General features: G+C 73.0%; 16 protein-coding genes. 6 read left to right on the top strand and 10 right to left on the bottom strand.

Annotated elements, in window-relative coordinates:
* Window positions 1-9: 9 nt before the first annotated feature.
* Genes EAD89_RS17620 through EAD89_RS17610 form a run of 3 tightly spaced genes read right to left on the bottom strand, consistent with a single transcriptional unit; the run spans window position 10 to window position 4,530 of the window.
* Window positions 10-1,170: an anhydro-N-acetylmuramic acid kinase gene (locus EAD89_RS17620; protein WP_121676519.1), complete on the bottom strand. Its 1,161-nt coding sequence runs from the start codon at window positions 1,168-1,170 to the stop codon at window positions 10-12.
* Between the two features lie 8 nt (window positions 1,171-1,178).
* On the bottom strand, window positions 1,179-2,447 hold the full coding sequence (locus EAD89_RS17615) for a class I SAM-dependent RNA methyltransferase (RefSeq protein WP_121656215.1): 1,269 nt from the start codon (window positions 2,445-2,447) through the stop codon (window positions 1,179-1,181).
* Complete coding sequence (locus EAD89_RS17610) at window positions 2,440-4,530, bottom strand: APC family permease (RefSeq protein ID WP_121676518.1); 2,091 nt, start codon at window positions 4,528-4,530, stop codon at window positions 2,440-2,442. The genes EAD89_RS17615 and EAD89_RS17610 overlap by 8 nt, the downstream gene beginning before the upstream one ends.
* A gap of 164 nt (window positions 4,531-4,694) precedes the next feature.
* Between EAD89_RS17610 and EAD89_RS17605 the strand changes: the two genes are divergently transcribed.
* Both EAD89_RS17605 and EAD89_RS17600 read left to right on the top strand, forming a co-directional pair.
* Window positions 4,695-5,360, top strand: coding sequence for a TrkA family potassium uptake protein (locus tag EAD89_RS17605; protein ID WP_121676516.1), 666 nt, complete (start codon window positions 4,695-4,697; stop codon window positions 5,358-5,360).
* Window positions 5,361-5,363: 3 nt separating this feature from the next.
* Window positions 5,364-6,053: a TrkA family potassium uptake protein gene (locus tag EAD89_RS17600; protein ID WP_121656207.1), complete on the top strand. Its 690-nt coding sequence runs from the start codon at window positions 5,364-5,366 to the stop codon at window positions 6,051-6,053.
* Between the two features lie 34 nt (window positions 6,054-6,087).
* Here the strand turns inward: EAD89_RS17600 and EAD89_RS17595 are convergent, their stop codons facing one another.
* From EAD89_RS17595 to dut, 4 genes are all read right to left on the bottom strand, one after another.
* Window positions 6,088-6,771, bottom strand: a complete 684-nt coding sequence (locus EAD89_RS17595; protein ID WP_121656208.1) for a DUF3159 domain-containing protein — start codon at window positions 6,769-6,771, stop codon at window positions 6,088-6,090.
* Window positions 6,772-6,796: 25 nt separating this feature from the next.
* On the bottom strand, window positions 6,797-7,177 hold the full coding sequence (locus EAD89_RS17590; protein ID WP_089017103.1) for an OB-fold nucleic acid binding domain-containing protein: 381 nt from the start codon (window positions 7,175-7,177) through the stop codon (window positions 6,797-6,799).
* Between the two features lie 125 nt (window positions 7,178-7,302).
* Window positions 7,303-7,974 carry a DUF3710 domain-containing protein gene (locus EAD89_RS17585; protein WP_121676515.1) on the bottom strand — a complete coding sequence of 224 codons (672 nt, stop codon included), beginning with the start codon at window positions 7,972-7,974 and terminating at the stop codon, window positions 7,303-7,305.
* 25 nt (window positions 7,975-7,999) lie between these two features.
* Window positions 8,000-8,536, bottom strand: a complete 537-nt coding sequence (dut, locus tag EAD89_RS17580) for a dUTP diphosphatase (RefSeq protein ID WP_199723517.1) — start codon at window positions 8,534-8,536, stop codon at window positions 8,000-8,002.
* Window positions 8,537-8,627: 91 nt separating this feature from the next.
* Here dut and EAD89_RS17575 point away from each other — a divergent pair, with 91 nt between their 5' ends.
* Window positions 8,628-9,143, top strand: coding sequence for a DUF3093 domain-containing protein (locus EAD89_RS17575; RefSeq protein WP_121676514.1), 516 nt, complete (start codon window positions 8,628-8,630; stop codon window positions 9,141-9,143).
* A 35-nt stretch (window positions 9,144-9,178) separates the two neighbouring features.
* Here the strand turns inward: EAD89_RS17575 and EAD89_RS17570 are convergent, their stop codons facing one another.
* Both EAD89_RS17570 and EAD89_RS17565 read right to left on the bottom strand, forming a co-directional pair.
* Window positions 9,179-9,976, bottom strand: a complete 798-nt coding sequence (locus EAD89_RS17570) for a hypothetical protein (protein WP_121656212.1) — start codon at window positions 9,974-9,976, stop codon at window positions 9,179-9,181.
* Window positions 9,977-10,096: 120 nt separating this feature from the next.
* The gene (locus tag EAD89_RS17565; protein ID WP_007075406.1) at window positions 10,097-10,393 is read right to left on the bottom strand and encodes a DUF4193 domain-containing protein; all 297 of its coding nucleotides are present in this window, start codon (window positions 10,391-10,393) and stop codon (window positions 10,097-10,099) included.
* 433 nt (window positions 10,394-10,826) lie between these two features.
* On the opposite strand from EAD89_RS17565, the gene EAD89_RS17560 reads away from it, so the two are divergent.
* Window positions 10,827-11,345: a LytR C-terminal domain-containing protein gene (locus EAD89_RS17560; RefSeq protein WP_199733546.1), complete on the top strand. Its 519-nt coding sequence runs from the start codon at window positions 10,827-10,829 to the stop codon at window positions 11,343-11,345.
* A gap of 86 nt (window positions 11,346-11,431) precedes the next feature.
* Here EAD89_RS17560 and EAD89_RS17555 read toward each other — a convergent pair whose 3' ends face one another.
* Window positions 11,432-12,253 (bottom strand): inositol monophosphatase family protein, encoded by an 822-nt coding sequence (locus tag EAD89_RS17555; protein ID WP_121656213.1) that lies wholly within the window; start codon window positions 12,251-12,253, stop codon window positions 11,432-11,434.
* 289 nt (window positions 12,254-12,542) lie between these two features.
* Between EAD89_RS17555 and EAD89_RS17550 the strand changes: the two genes are divergently transcribed.
* Together EAD89_RS17550 and EAD89_RS17545 are read left to right on the top strand one after the other, a co-directional pair.
* Window positions 12,543-14,156, top strand: coding sequence for an RNA polymerase sigma factor (locus EAD89_RS17550; RefSeq protein ID WP_121676513.1), 1,614 nt, complete (start codon window positions 12,543-12,545; stop codon window positions 14,154-14,156).
* Between the two features lie 245 nt (window positions 14,157-14,401).
* Entirely contained in the window at window positions 14,402-14,635 is a 234-nt protein-coding gene (locus EAD89_RS17545; RefSeq protein ID WP_074474066.1) for a hypothetical protein, read from the top strand.
* The last annotated feature ends 265 nt before the right edge of the window (window positions 14,636-14,900 follow it).

The following is a 14,900-nucleotide window of genomic DNA, read 5'->3' as shown; positions in this document are numbered from 1 at the left end:
AGCGCCTGCTCAGAGACGGATCCGCAGCCGGCGCGGCGGGCCGGCCGGGGTGCCGGAGTACGCCGGACCGGCCGGGGTCCACGAGCCGAGCACCGCGCCACGGGCGGCGCCGGTCACCGACGGGATCGATCCGGGCAGACCGTGCCAGGACAGCCAGCCGAGCAGCGCGAACGCGTACGCCTCCTTGGCCTGCGCGGGCACGCCCAACTCGTCGGTGCCGCGCAGCCGCCACCGGTCGGCGCCCAGCGCGGCGAGCCGCCCCAGCAGGGTGGGGTTGCGCACACCGCCGCCGGCGGCGATGACCTCGACCACACCGTGCCGGTCGCACTCGGCGGCGACCACCCGCGCGGTCAGCTCGGTGAGTGTGGCCAGCAGGTCGTCCACCGGCACCGGCTCGCCGAGCGCGGCGAGGTGGCGGTCCAGGTAGCCGGCGTGGAACAGCTCCTTGCCGGTGGACTTGGGTGGGGCCGCCGCGTAGTACGGCTCGGCCAGCAGCGCGGCGAGCAGCCCCGGGTGCACCCGGCCGGCCGCCGCCCGCGCGCCGTCGAGGTCGCACGGCTGATCGAGGAAGCGGCGGGCCGCCGCGTCCAGCAGGGCGTTGGCCGGGCCCACGTCGTACCCGAGGACCGGCGCGCCCGGCGCGACCACGGTGAGGTTGGCGATGCCGCCGAGGTTCAGCGCGGCGCGCAGCCCGGCGGCGCCGTCGAGCAGCAGCGCGTCGAAGGCCGGCACCAGCGGCGCGCCCTGCCCGCCGACAGCGATGTCCGCCGAGCGCAGGTCACTGAGCACCGGTACGCCGACCCGGGCCGCCACCCGGGCCACCGCGCCCAGTTGCAGGGTGCCGAGGGCCATCCCGTCGGCGACCCAGTGGAAGACCGTCTGACCGGGCGAGACCACCGCGTCGACCCGCCCGCCGGCCAGTTCCAGGCCGACGGCCGCCGCGTCGGCGAAGACCTCGCCGAGGCGGTTGTCGAGCCGGCAGACCGCCTCGATGGTGGTGGCCGCCGGCGGCAGCAGCGCGGCGATCTCGGCGCGCAGCTCCTCGTCGTAGTCCAGGCCTCGGTGCCCCAGCGGGCGCAGCCACAGGGTGTCCCCCTCGGTGGCGAACTCCGCGGCCACGACGTCCACCCCGTCGTACGACGTCCCCGACATCAAGCCGACGATCTTCATCGGGTCGCTCATACCGGCGGGAGCAGCAGCCCGACCAGCTCGACGTGCTGGGTCATCGGGAACAGGTCGAAACCGCGCAGCGCCTCCAGCCGCCAGCCCAGCTCGGCGAAGGTGCGCACGTCCCGAGCGAAGGCGGCCGGGTCGCAGGCCACGTACGCCACCGCGCGCGGGCCGGCCGCGGCCAGCGCGCGCACCACCGGGGCGCCCGCCCCGGAGCGCGGCGGATCGAGGACCACCACGTCGACCGGGCCGGTGATCCGTCGACGGGCCAGCGCCGTCTCCACGCGGGCGGACACCACCTCGACGTGGGGCAGGTCGGCCAGGTTCTCCCGGGCGGCGGCGACGCCCTGCGGCGCGGCCTCCACCAGGGTCACCCGGCCGCTCGCGCCGACCCCGGTGGCCAGCCCGGCGGCGAACAGCCCGGCGCCGCCGTAGAGGTCCCAGGCCCGCTCGCCCGGCCGCGGGTCGAGCAGCTCCAGCACGGCCGTGGACAGGGTGTCGGCCGCCGCCGGGTGCACCTGCCAGAACGCGGACGCGGGCAGCGTCCAGTCTCGTCCGGCGGCCACCTCGCGGACCACGGACGGCCCGCTCACCGGGGTCGCCACACCGTCGCGGATCTCCGCGACGGTCACGTCCCCGCCGGTGCTGGCGACGGTCTCCACCGCCTCCGCCGCCGGCCAGCGCGCACCGGTCGGGGTGAGCACCGGCAGCTGCTGGATGGCCGGGTGGGCGATCCGGCAGCGGTCGATCGGCACCACCTCGTGCGAGCGGTGCTTGAGCAGGCCGGCCCGGTCCGCGGCGTCCACCGCGTAACGGACCCGGGAGCGCCAGCCCAGCAGCCCGCCGGGCAGCGCCTCCACCCGGACACCGAGCCGGTCCAACTCGGCGTCGGTCAGCCCGCCGAGGCGGACCAGCTGCTCACGCACCACGGCGGCCTTCCACGCCAGCTGCGCGTCCGGGGCGACGTGTTGCAGGTCGCAGCCGCCACAGGCGCCCGGCTTCGCGTACGGGCAGGGCGGCTCGACCCGGTCCGGCGAGGGTTCCAGCACGGTCACCGCGTCGGCCCGGACGAACCCCCGGTGCACCTCGGTGACCTCGGCGATCACCCGCTCGCCGGGCAGCGCGTGCCGGACGAAGACCACCTGGCCGTCCACCCGCGCCACGCAGTGCCCGCCGGGGGCGACCGCGTCGACGGTCAGCTCGACCAGCTCCGCCTCGGCCAGCCCACGCTCCGGCTGCGGAGGTGACGCCGCGGGCCGTACGCCCGGCTCAGTCACGGCCGGTCCCGACCGGGCCGCCGGCGTCCGGGTTGCCCTCGCCGGACGGCGCGGAGACCACCGGCGGCACGACCGGCGGCAGGGTGCCGCGTGGTGCCACCCGCGGCCCACGCGCCGGGGTCCGGGACAGCGTGGCGTCCAGCCGGTCCAGGTTCTTGCTCGCCGTCGAGGCGAGCTGCCACGGCACGCTGACCACCATCACCCCCGGTTCGAAGAGCAGCCGGCCCTTGAGGCGCAGCGCGCTCTGGTTGTGCAGCAGGTTCTCCCACCAGCGGCCGACCACGTACTCGGGGATGAAGACGGTGACCACGTCCCGGGGCGACTTGCGGCGGGTGGAGGCGACGAAGTCCAGGATCGGCCGGGTGATCTCCCGGTACGGCGAGTCGATCACGGTGAGCGGGATGGCCATCTCCCGCCGTTCCCACTCGGCCTGCAGGTCCCGGGTGTCCTTGTCGTCCACGTTCACGGTCACCGCTGTCAGCGTGTCCGGCCGGGTGGCCCGGGCGTACGCGATGGCCCGCAGGGTCGGCTGGTGCAGCTTGCTGACCAGCACGATCGCGTGGTTACGGGCGGGCAGCACGGCGCGGCCCTCGTCCGGCGGGGTCAACTCCCGGGCGACCCGGTCGTAGTGCGCGCGAATGCCGAGCATCACCAGGTAGATCACCGCCATCGCGGCGATCGCGATCCAGGCGCCGAGCAGGAACTTGGTGATCAGCACGATCACCAGCACCGTACCGGTGAGGCCGGCGCCGAACGTGTTGATGGCCCGGGACCGTTGCATCCGGCGACGCGCCTCGGGATCCCGCTCGGTCCGCAGGTGCCGGTTCCAGTGCCGGATCATGCCGGCCTGCGAGACGGTGAACGAGACGAAGACCCCGACGATGTAGAGCTGGATGAGTCGGGTCACCTCGGCCTGGAAGCCGACGATCAGCACGATCGCGAAGAGGGCCAGGAAGACGATGCCGTTGGAGAAGGCCAGCCGATCGCCCCGGGTGTGGAACTGCCGGGGCAGGTAACGGTCCTGCGCGAGGATCGAGCCGAGCACCGGGAAACCGTTGAACGCGGTGTTCGCGGCCAGGAACAGGATCAGCGCGGTCACGCCGGCCACCACGTAGAGCAGGACCGACCCGGAGCCGAAGACCGTCTCGCCGAGCTGGGTGGTGACGGTCTTCTGCACGTACCCCTCGGGACCGGAGACGATCTGGAGGGCCGGGTCCTCGACGAACTGGAGATGGGTCAGCCGGGCCAGCCAGATGATCCCGACCAGCATGCTCACCGAGATGGTGCCGAGCAGCAGCAGCGTCGTGGCGGCGTTGCGGCTCTTCGGCGCCTTGAACGCCGGCACCCCGTTGGAGATCGCCTCGACTCCGGTGAGCGCGGCGGCGCCCGAGCTGAACGTCCGCAGCAGCAGGAAGATCAGCGCGAAACCGGTCACGCTGTGCTCGGCCTGGATCACCAGATCGGCGCTCGGCGCGCGCAGCTCGTCGCCCAGCACGAAGACCCGGACCAGCCCGGTGAGCAGCATCCCGCCCATCACGATCACGAAGCCGTAGGTGGGGATGGCGAACGCGGTGCCCGACTCACGCAGGCCGCGCAGGTTGACCGCGCTCAGCAGCACCACCGCCGCCACCGCGATCATGACCTTGTGGGTGGCCACGAAGGGCACCACCGAACCGAGGTTCGCCACCCCGGAGGAGACCGACACCGCCACCGTGAGCACGTAGTCGACGAGCAGGGCGCTGGCCACGCCGACGCCGAACTTCGGGCCGAGGTTGACCGTGGCCACCTCGTAGTCCCCGCCCCCGGAGGGGTAGGCGTGCACATTCTGCCGGTAGCTGGCGACCACGGTCAGCATGACCACGACCACGGCCAGCGCGATCCACGGCGAGAAGACGTACGCGGACGCTCCGGCGATGGAGAGGGTCAGCAGGATCTCGTCGGGCGCGTACGCGACGCTGGACAGCGCGTCGGAGGCGAACACGGGCAGCGCGATGCGCTTCGGCAAAAGGGTGTGCTGCAGGCGGTCGGACCGGAACGGTCGACCGAGGAGCAGCCGCTTCAGCAGCGAGGTGGAACTGGCCACGATCGCCAAGAGTACGACCACCACGCCCCGAGCGCGGGGGTGGGCGATCACAGCTGGCTGGGACGACGGGGTACGGTCGGTCCCCGCTCCCGACCTGGACGTGGCAGGCTCGCACTCGAAAGGCCACCGGCAGCGGGAGCGGTACGCACCTTGGGAGGGACAGCGTGCACGTCGTGATCATGGGGTGTGGCCGGGTCGGGTCGACCCTGGCCCACAGCCTGGAGTCCCGGGGGCACTCGGTGTCGGTGATCGATCAGGACGCCGACGCGTTCCGCCGGCTCGGCCCCGACTTCGCCGGAATCACGGTGACCGGGGCGGGCTTCGACGGCGAGGTGCTGCGGCAGGCCGGCATCGAGCGGGCGGACGCCTTCGCCGCCGTCTCCAGCGGCGACAACTCCAACATCATCTCGGCTCGACTGGCCCGGGAGACGTTCGGCGTGTCCCGGGTCGCGGCCCGGATCTACGACCAGCGCCGGGCCCAGGTCTACGAGCGGCTGGGCATCCCCACCGTGGCGACCGTGCGCTGGACGGCGGACCGGATGCTGCGGCACCTGGTGCCGGAGGGCAACGTGGAGATCTTCCGCGACCCGACGAGCACCGTGTCGATCGTCGAGGTCCCGGTGCACAAGGACTGGGTCGGCCGGCCGGTACGCGCCCTGGAGGAGGCGACCGGGGCACGGGTGGCCTATCTGATCCGCTTCGGCATCGGCACGCTGCCCACCGCCTCGACCGTCGTACAGGAGGGCGACCAGGTCTTCATGCTGGTCAGCGACGACATCGTGGCGACGGTCACGTCGGTGGCGGCGACGCCGCCGGAAGGGGGGCACTGAGCCATGCGGATCGCCATCGCGGGCGCCGGCAACGTGGGCCGCTCGATCGCCCAGGAGCTGATCGAGAACGGCCACCAGGTGATGCTGATCGAGCGCCAGCCGAAGATGCTGCGCCCGGAGCGGGTGCCGTCCGCCGAGTGGGTGCTGGCCGACGCCTGTGAGCTGGCCAGCCTGGAGGAGGCCAACGTCGCCGGCTGCGACGTGGTGGTCGCGGCGACCGGCGACGACAAGGTCAACCTGGTGGTGTCGCTGCTGGCCAAGACCGAGTTCGCGGTGCCCCGCGTGGTCGCCCGGGTCAACCGGGCCGAGAACGAGTGGCTGTTCACCGAGCAGTGGGGCGTGGACGTCGCCGTCAGCAAGCCGCGGGTGATGGCGGCGCTGGTCGAGGAGGCGGTCACCGTCGGCGACCTGGTCCGGCTGATGACCTTCCGGCAGGGCGAGGCGAACCTGGTCGAGATCACGCTGCCGCCGACCGCGCCGTACGTCGGTCAGCCGATCCACGCCGTGCCGCTGCCCCGCGACTCCGCGCTGGTGGCGATCCTGCGCGGCAAGCGGGTCCTGGTGCCCAGCCCGGACGACCCGATCGAGGCCGGCGACGAGCTGGTCTTCGTCTGCACCGCCGAGGTGGAGGACCAGGTCCGCACGGTGATCCTCGGCCCCGACAGCGTCGAGCGGACCCGCAGCTCCCGTTGACCCGTGCCGGCTGTCCGGCCCGGCGCGCCTGCGCTCAGGCGCCGGGCAGCGGGGTCGGTTGCGGCTCCCGGGTGACCCGGCGCACCGTCCAGACCGTGATCAGCAACAGCAGCGCGTACGGCGGGTAGCCCAGCGCCAGCCGGGCCACGCCCAGCGCGGTGTCCTGGTGGGCCAGGTAGAGCCCGGCCTGTACGCCCACCTTGGCCAGCCAGACCACGCCCCAGAGCACCGTCAGCTGGGTGAAGGTGCGCACCAGCTTCGGGTCGTCCCGCCATTCCGCGCGGCCCTTGGCCACCAGCACCGACCAGATCCAGCCCACCAGCGGCTGCCGGATGGCCGCCGAAACCAGCAGGGCGATGCCGTAGCCGATGCCGTAGAGGATGCCGGGGAGGTAGAAGTCGCGCTCGTCGCCGGTACGCCAGGCGATGGCCGCGCCGATGCCGACGCCGAACAGCCCGTTGACCGCGTGCCGGATCGGCCGGCGTTGGGCCAGCCGCAGCCCGGCGATCAGCAGCGCGACGGCCACCGAGGCGATCACCGCGGGCCGCAGCTCGCCGATGATGTTGGCGACGACGAAGACCACCACCGGGATGCTCGACTCGACCAGCCCCCGCCAGCCGCCCAGTTGGTCGGCCATCTGCTCGGCGATCGTCGGCAGCCGCTCGTCGTCCTCAGGGCCGGTCTCCGGCTGTGCCGCCCGGTGCTGTCCCGTCGTCATTGCCGGCCTTCCGTCCGCAGCGCCGTCACTTCGGCGAGTCCAGCTCGTAGTAGGGGTTGTAGATGACCTTGCGGTCGTCGCGCACCGCGACCCGGCCGCGCGCGGTCAGGTGCCGCCCCGGCTCGATCCCGGCGATGTGCCGCCGGCCCAGCCAGACCAGGGTGACCACGTCGCTGCCGTCGTACAGGTCGGCCTCGAGGGTGGGCAGGTTGGTCCGCGGCGTGTAGACCACGGTGCGCAGCCGACCGGCGACCGAGACCACCTGGCCCCGGGAACACTGCTGGGCCGGGACACCGCCGCACTCGGCGCTCTCCCGACGCAGCTCCTGCGCGTCGATCTCGGCCTCGCTGGCGGTGAGCCGTTGCAGGATGCGCCGTAGCGACACCCGGCTCTCGTCGGTCGTCATGACCTCCGCGTCACCCTCTCCACGCGCGCCGGCCCCGGCCGGCACTGGCCCGGCCCCGGCAACGCCGGAACCGTCCCGCCAGCGTACGCCGACGGGGCCGGTTCCGGCGGGCCGGTGCGCGTGGGTCAGACCTGGCGCGGTTCGGCGGCGGACGCGTCCCCGGCCTCGGCGCCGGCCTGGTCGGCGATCTCCTTGGGCAGCCGCAGCGGCAGCGGCTCGCGAACCGGCTTCGCCTCCTGCCCCCGGTCGACCACCAGGCCGTCCAGGCACTCGGCCAGCGGACCGGCGGTGGTCGGGTCGAGGGCCACCGGGCCCTGGAAGACGCCGCGAACCATCCACCGCGGCCCGTCGACGCCGACGAACCGCAGGTTGGTCGGGCCGTCCGGGGTACGCACCTGGGCGTGCAGCTCCGGGCCGTACTCGCCGTCGACCTCCTGGGCGTCGGCGCCGTCACGGAGCAGCGACTGGCGGATCTCCTCGCGCACCTCGTCCCAGATCCCCTCGGACCGGGGGGCGGCGAAGACACCGAGCTGCAGGGCGTTCTCCCCGTGCACCAGCACCACCTGCTGGATCACGCCCTGCGGGTCGGCCTGCACCCGCACCTCCACCTCGGCGACCGCCGGGATGTGCAGGCTGCCCAGGTCGAGCCGCTGCACGTCGTCGTTGACCTCGGTGATGTCGTACGGGCCGCGCTCCAGCGTCGGCGTCGACTCCTCGGTGCTCTGACCGCCGACCTCGGTGGTCCGCTCGTCACGGGTGTGCCGCCCGGCACCGGCCCGCTTACGGGAGAAGATCACTGCGCCCACCCTCCGCTGTTCACACTCACCCTGCCATCTCTTCCGTCTGCCCGCGGCCCGGCTCGTTCAGCCGCTGCTCGACCCGGTCCGGGCCGGCCGGCGACGGCACCAGCCCGGCGTGCCCGCCGGTGGAGCCGTGCCCGCCGGTCCCACGCTGGGACCCGGGCAGCTCGGCCACCGGCTCGAACCGCGCCCGCGCGACCCGCTGGACCACGAGTTGCGCGATCCGGTCGCCGCGGGTGATCTTCGCCGGCGACTCCCGATCATGGTTGATCAGGTTGACCAGGATCTCACCCCGGTAGCCGGCGTCGACCGTACCGGGCGCGTTGAGCACCGTCACGCCGAGCCTGGCCGCCAGGCCGGAGCGGGGATGGACCAGGCCCACGTACCCCTCCGGCAGCGCGATGGCCACGCCGGTGGGCACCAGGGCCCGGCCGCCGGGAGGCAACTCCACGTCCGCGGCCGCCACCAGGTCGGCCCCGGCGTCGCCGGGATGGGCGTACGCGGGCAGCGGCAGCTCGGCATCGAGCAGCCGTACGGGCACGGGTACGACGTCGGTCACAGGTCTCTCTTCCGTCCGAGTTGATCGGGGTGACCCTGCCATCCTGCCGGTTACCCGGGCCGTCGTGCGCCGTACCCTCGCAGGAGTGAGCATGTCGCCCTCTCCGTCCGCCGGTCAGCCACCGGTCACGGCCCGCACGGCGTACACCGAACGGCTCGACCTGTCCTGGTGGTTGTGGCTGGTCGGGCTGGTGGCCGCCGCGCTGCTGGCCGTCGAGATCTGGATGGGTGCCGGCGGCGTCCGCGCCTGGCTGCCGTTCGCGGTGCTGCTGCCGGTCACCGCGGCCGGGCTGTGGTGGCTGGGCCGGATCCGGGTCGCGGTCGCCGACGGTGAGCTGCGGGTGGACGACGCCCGGCTGCCGGTGCGCTTCGTGGCGGACGTGGTGCCGCTGGACGCGGCCGGTCGCCGTGAGGTGCTCGGGGTGGGCGCGGACCCGCTCGCCTTCGTGGTGCAGCGGCCGTGGATCGGCGGGGCCGTGCAGGTGGTGCTCGACGATCCGGCCGACCCGACCCCGTTCTGGGTGGTGAGCACCCGCCATCCGGTCGAACTGGCCGAGGCCGTGCTGGCCGCCCGCGACGCCCGGCGGCACGCCGACCAGCCGAGCTAGCCCGGCACCCCGCCCCGCCCGGGGTCAGGTGCCGGTCAGGTGCCGGTTGGCGGGCCGGGCAGGGCCGGTGGCGGGGCCGGCCGGGCGATGCCGCGCCGGCGCAGGTCCACCTGGAGCTGGTCGGCCATCGACCGGGTCGCCCGGCGGTTGAGGAAGCTCGCCACCGCCGCCCCGGTGAGGAACGGCCCGAGCGTGGTGAGGTTGCGCCCGAAGCGCCGGAGCAGGGTGTCCCGCAGCTCCTTGCGGGCCGCGGTGCCGAGCACCGCGCCCACCCCCACGCCGGGCATCATCGGGTTGACCCCGCGCTGGGTGGCCCAGGAGTGCACCAGGGCGACCGCCCGTTGGCTGCCACCGGCCGGCAGCGTCACGCCGTGCACCTCGTGCAGCTCGCCGACCAGCTTCAGCTCCACCGCCACCACGGCGACCGTCTCGGCGGCGAGCAGCACCGGCGCGGAGAGCAGGGTCGGTGCGACCGTCCACTCGACGGCGGCGACTCCCCCGCCGGCGGCGCCGATCCCGGCGGTGGTCCGGGCCGCGTTGCGGATCAACCGCTCGGCCAGGGCGTTGTCATCCAGCCCCGGGAAGTGCCGGCGCAGGGTGGCCAGGTCCCGCACCGGTACGTGCGGGGCGATCTCGGCGACGGTGTCGACCATCCAGCGCACGGCGGCGCGGGGCTTGAACAGGTCGCCGATGCCACGGGCCCGGGCCTGCCCGACCATCCGGGTGAGCAGTTGGCGGCGCCGTGCCGGCTCGATGTCGTCCGCGGTCAACGCCGCGACGGTGGCGCCGAGGTCGTCCGCGCCGGTGCCGGTGGTGTCACCTCGATCGCTCATGGGGTCGGACCTCCCGGTGCTGTGGCTACCTCTACGAGTCAAGCAGGTACCCACCGGTGCCGCATGGCTACACCGGCAGCGGCGGCCCCGATCAGGAGGCCGCCGCTGGTGTCGTGAGTGTCAGACGCACTCACGGCAGATCAGTTCGCCGTTACGCTCGACCGCCAGCTGGCTGCGGTGGTGCACCAGGAAGCAGCGAGCACACCGGAACTCGTCCTGCTGCATCGGTAGCACCTTGACCGTGAGCTCCTCGTCGGCCAGATCGGCGCCGGGCAGCTCAAAGCTCTCGGCCACCTCGGCCTCGTCGACGTCCACCGCGCCCGACTGTGAGTCGACGCGCCGTGCCTTGAGCTCTTCCAGGCTGTCCTCGCCGAGGTCGACCTCGTCGCGACGCGGGGCGTCGTAGTCGGTGGCCATCGGTTTCACTCTCCCATATCGATGTTGTCGCTTCCGGTTGTAACGCCGGACGACGCTGTTTCGGTTCCGCTGGCCGGCCACCACTTGTGTCGGGCACCCGACCCGGGGGACCGAACGGGTCGAGCCCGCTGGGGCGACTCCCCTGCGAGCGCGGAACCTTACCCCCCTTTGGGCGAGGCATGTATACCGCCCTCGCGGCTGAGATGTACGCCCCAGCACCCGAAGTTGTTCCCAATGTGACTCAGGCGACACGAAGATAGGGGTAGTAGTACCCGGTTCACGGTCGGCGCGCCGGCATGTCGGACTGTTTCCACGCGACGGCCGGACAACCGTTAACCTCAGCGGCGTATTCGACGGCCGCCGGTCAGTGCGATCGTTGGCGGCCGCCGCCACCCACCTGACGTCCGGGAGCGCCCAGATGAGTTTTGCGCGAGTGCGAGCACTCGTCGTCGTCGGCATGCTCGGGGTGCTGGCCCTGGCCTTCGTGATCACCGCGCTGGTCCGGGACACCCAGGGCAAGGCGGGCACGGCCGAGGGTTGCCCGGATGGCTGGCCGCTGGCCGACGTCACTCTGCACGAACCCAAGGACGTCAAGATCAACGTCTTGAACGCGACCGACGAGCCCGGCCGGGCCGGCAGCGTCGCGGACGACTTCCGCAACCGCAAGTTCCAGGTCAAGAAGGTCGGCAACGCGCCCAAGGGGATCGCCGAGGTGGCCGTGCTGCGGTACGGCCCCAAGGGCGTCGGCTCTGCGCACCTGCTGCAGGCGTACTTCCTCAACAACGCCGAGCCGGGCTACGACCCGAAGCGCACCGACGACACGGTGGACGTGGTGCTGGGCAGCCGCTTCCAGCAGCTCGCCACGACGACCGAGGTGAACCAGTCCCTCGGTGACCTGGGCGCTCCGGTCGCGCCCCCGGAGTCGTGCCCCTCCCCGGTCGCCAAGAAGTGACCGGGCAGGTCGGCGGACGCTGACCCCTCCGGCACCGCGCCGGGGGGCCACCAGCCCGGCAGGCGGCCGCCTGCCGGGCGCGCCGGTCAGGGGCCGCCGGCGGCATCCAGGGCGGCCAGGCGGTCGTGCAGCGGCGCGAAGAGCGCCGGCGGGGCCGCGAGCACCAGGTCCGGGCCGGGCGGACGACCGTCCAGGCCGGTGACCCGCACACCCGCCTCGGCGGCCACCAGCCCACCGGCCGCCAGGTCCCAGGCGGCCAGGCCCTTCTCGAAGTACGCGTCCAGGCGCCCCTCCGCCACCAGGCAGAGGTCCAACGCGGCGGCGCCGAGCCGGCGGATGTCCCGCACGTGCGCGATCAGCCCGGCCACCACCCGGGCCTGGTGCGCCCGCCGGCCGGCGTCGTAGCCGAAGCCGGTGGCGACCAGCGCCTGCCCCAGGTCGGTCTCGCCGGAACAGCGCAACCGGACGCCGTCACGCCAGGCGCCCCCGCCGGCCGTGGCGGTCCACTCCTCGCCGGTGCTGACGTTGCGCACCACGCCGGCGACCACCACGCCGTCCACCTCGGCGGCGAGCGACACCGCGCTGTACGGCAGCCCGTAGAGGTAGTTGACGGTGCCGTCGATCGGGTCGACGATCCAGCGCACCCCGCCCGGCCCGACCGGCCCGGTGGCCCCCGTGCCGTACTCCTCGCCGAGCACCGCGTCGCCCGGCCGCATCCGGTGCAGCGCGTCGAGCACCTGCCGCTCGACCGCCCGGTCGGCTGCGGTGACCACGTCGGTGACCGTACTCTTGGTCGCGGCCACGGCGACGCCCTCGGCGCGCATCCGGTACGCGGTGGCCGCGGCGTCCCGCGCAACGTCGAGCGCGATCGCCAACAGATCCTCTGGTGGCGGCACCGAACGGTCCATCCCACGTCCCCTTCCCGCACGACCGGGGTGTTCCGGGCCGGGCGCGAGTATCATCCTTACAAAGTCCACATCTGCGCCGAATCGGCGGTCCCCACCGCAGGTACTCCGTGCGGCGCAGGATGATCGCCGCAGACGGCGTTACAATTCACCCCTGCCACCGCGCCACGGACCGCCGACCACCGGCCGGCCCGGGACACGGAGGTCCCTCAACCACATCGCCCGGCCCGGTTGCCCCACGCTGTGCCGGACGACCCGGCCGTGCCCGCTCTTCGCCTCCGGAAGGTCATTCGTGACAGAACCCCGCCAGACCGGCGCCGACGTTCGCTCGCTCACCGACACTCTGATCGCCCACGCGCAGAGCGCCGGCGGTCAGCTCACGTCGGCTCAGCTCGCGCGCACCGTCGAGTCCGCCGAGGTGACTCCGGCCCAGGCCAAGAAGATCCTGCGGGCACTCTCCGAGGCGGGAGTGACCGTGGTGGTCGATGGCTCGGCGAGCACCCGCCGCCGGGTCGCCGCGGCCCGCTCGACGACGCCGGCGTCCCGGGCCACCACCGCCAAGACCACCAAGAAGGCCGCCGCGCCGGCGCCCAAGCAGGCACCCGCCTCCGACGAGGCGCCGTCGACGCCGGCGCCGCGCAAGGTGGCCGCGCGCAAGGCAGCCGGCAGCACCGCCGAGGTCGCCGCCGCCGCGCCGGCGAAGGCCGCGACCAAGTCGACCCGGGCGACCAAGGCGACGGTCGCCGCGGCCGCCGGCGCCAAGCCGGCCAAGGCCGGCGGCAAGGCCAAGGGCGAAGGCGCCGAGGGTGAGATCGACCCGGAGGAGCTGGCCGCCGCGATCGAGGACGTGGTGGTCGAGGAGCCGGCCGAGCTGACCCAGGCCGCCGAGACCGACGCCGCCGCCTCGGCCACCGACAACGACTTCGAGTGGGACGACGAGGAGTCCGAGGCGCTCAAGCAGGCCCGGCGGGACGCCGAGCTGACCGCCTCCGCCGACTCGGTGCGCGCGTACCTCAAGCAGATCGGCAAGGTTCCGCTGCTCAACGCCGAGCAGGAGGTGGAGCTGGCCAAGCGGATCGAGGCCGGGCTCTACGCCGCGGAGCGGCTGCGCGCGGCCGACGAGGGCGAGGAGAAGCTCACCCGGGAGATGGTCCGTGACCTGGGCTGGATCTCCCGCGACGGCGAGCGCGCCAAGAACCACCTGCTGGAGGCGAACCTCCGTCTGGTGGTGTCGCTGGCCAAGCGGTACACGGGACGTGGCATGGCCTTCCTGGACCTGATCCAGGAGGGCAACCTCGGCCTGATCCGCGCGGTCGAGAAGTTCGACTACACCAAGGGCTACAAGTTCTCCACGTACGCCACCTGGTGGATCCGGCAGGCGATCACCCGCGCGATGGCCGACCAGGCCCGCACCATCCGCATCCCGGTGCACATGGTGGAAGTCATCAACAAGCTCGGCCGCATACAGCGTGAGCTGCTCCAGGACCTGGGCCGCGAGCCCACGCCGGAGGAGCTGGCCAAGGAGATGGACATCACACCGGAGAAGGTGCTGGAGATCCAGCAGTACGCCCGGGAGCCCATCTCGCTGGACCAGACCATCGGCGACGAGGGCGACAGCCAGCTCGGCGACTTCATCGAGGATTCCGAGGCCGTGGTCGCGGTCGACGCGGTCTCGTTCTCGCTCCTGCAGGACCAGCTCCAGCAGGTGTTGCAGACGCTCTCCGAGCGTGAGGCGGGTGTGGTACGCCTGCGCTTCGGCCTGACCGACGGCCAGCCGCGGACGCTGGACGAGATCGGCCAGGTCTACGGGGTGACCCGGGAGCGGATCCGGCAGATCGAGTCCAAGACGATGTCCAAGCTGCGTCACCCGTCCCGGTCGCAGGTCCTGCGGGATTACCTGGACTGAGCGGGTTTCGTCAACCGAACGTGTCGTTTTGACCACCTGGTGTGCAACACCAGATGGTGATCGTCCGGATGCACGAATGTGATCGTTGACGTGGCACCCTGGGTGCACGGCACACTGTCCCAGCCATGTGTGACCTCGGTCCCCCGCGGGCACACAGGGAAGGCAGGGCCTGGCAAGGGTGTTGCACGATAGGTGAGCAACGACCGAAGAGATTGTTCATCGGTGACGACCAGAGGAGGAAGGCGATGACCCCGACCCTCACGCCGCCGCCCGAGACGGTGGCACCCCCAGCCGCCGATGAACGGTGCGACCGCTGCAATGCTGCCGGCAAGCTCCGGATCACTCTGGCGGGTGGGAGCGAGTTGGTTTTCTGTGGGCACCACGCGAACAAGTACGCGGAGGATCTCGTGAAGATCACCGTCCGGTTCGCGACGGACCCCGAGTTCAGCTGGCGTGGCGCCGATCTGATGGCGAACTGAATCCGCAACCCGACATAGCCGGCCGGAGACACCCCGAGGGTGTCTCCGGTCGGCTTTTCTCTACCCACAGTCCGCTGCCCGCTGCCAGGCCGCCACCCCGGCGCCCCTTGGCGGGCGACAACCGGCCCCGCGCAGTGCCCGCTGCCCGCTGCCAGGCCGCCACCCCGGCGCCCCTTGGCGGGCGACAACCGGCCCCGCGCAGTGCCCGCTGCCCGCTGCCAGGCCGCCACCCCGGCGCCCCTTGGCGGGCGACAACCGGCCCCGC

It is taken from the genome of Micromonospora sp. BL4, from assembly GCF_003667505.1.
Lineage (GTDB): Bacteria > Actinomycetota > Actinomycetes > Mycobacteriales > Micromonosporaceae > Micromonospora.
Note: the sequence above shows the minus strand (reverse complement) of the source record. Positions and strands in the feature narration are given on the sequence as shown.

Coding starts and splice junctions, on each gene's coding strand:
- EAD89_RS17555 (WP_121656213.1), bottom strand. CDS start 12,253: ATGGACCGTTCGGTGCCGCCACCAGAGGATCTGTTGGCGATCGCGCTC.
- EAD89_RS17545 (WP_074474066.1), top strand. CDS start 14,402: ATGACCCCGACCCTCACGCCGCCGCCCGAGACGGTGGCACCCCCAGCC.
- EAD89_RS17565 (WP_007075406.1), bottom strand. CDS start 10,393: ATGGCCACCGACTACGACGCCCCGCGTCGCGACGAGGTCGACCTCGGC.
- EAD89_RS17620 (WP_121676519.1), bottom strand. CDS start 1,170: ATGAAGATCGTCGGCTTGATGTCGGGGACGTCGTACGACGGGGTGGAC.
- EAD89_RS17575 (WP_121676514.1), top strand. CDS start 8,628: ATGTCGCCCTCTCCGTCCGCCGGTCAGCCACCGGTCACGGCCCGCACG.
- EAD89_RS17600 (WP_121656207.1), top strand. CDS start 5,364: ATGCGGATCGCCATCGCGGGCGCCGGCAACGTGGGCCGCTCGATCGCC.
- EAD89_RS17570 (WP_121656212.1), bottom strand. CDS start 9,976: ATGAGCGATCGAGGTGACACCACCGGCACCGGCGCGGACGACCTCGGC.
- EAD89_RS17595 (WP_121656208.1), bottom strand. CDS start 6,771: ATGACGACGGGACAGCACCGGGCGGCACAGCCGGAGACCGGCCCTGAG.
- EAD89_RS17590 (WP_089017103.1), bottom strand. CDS start 7,177: ATGACGACCGACGAGAGCCGGGTGTCGCTACGGCGCATCCTGCAACGG.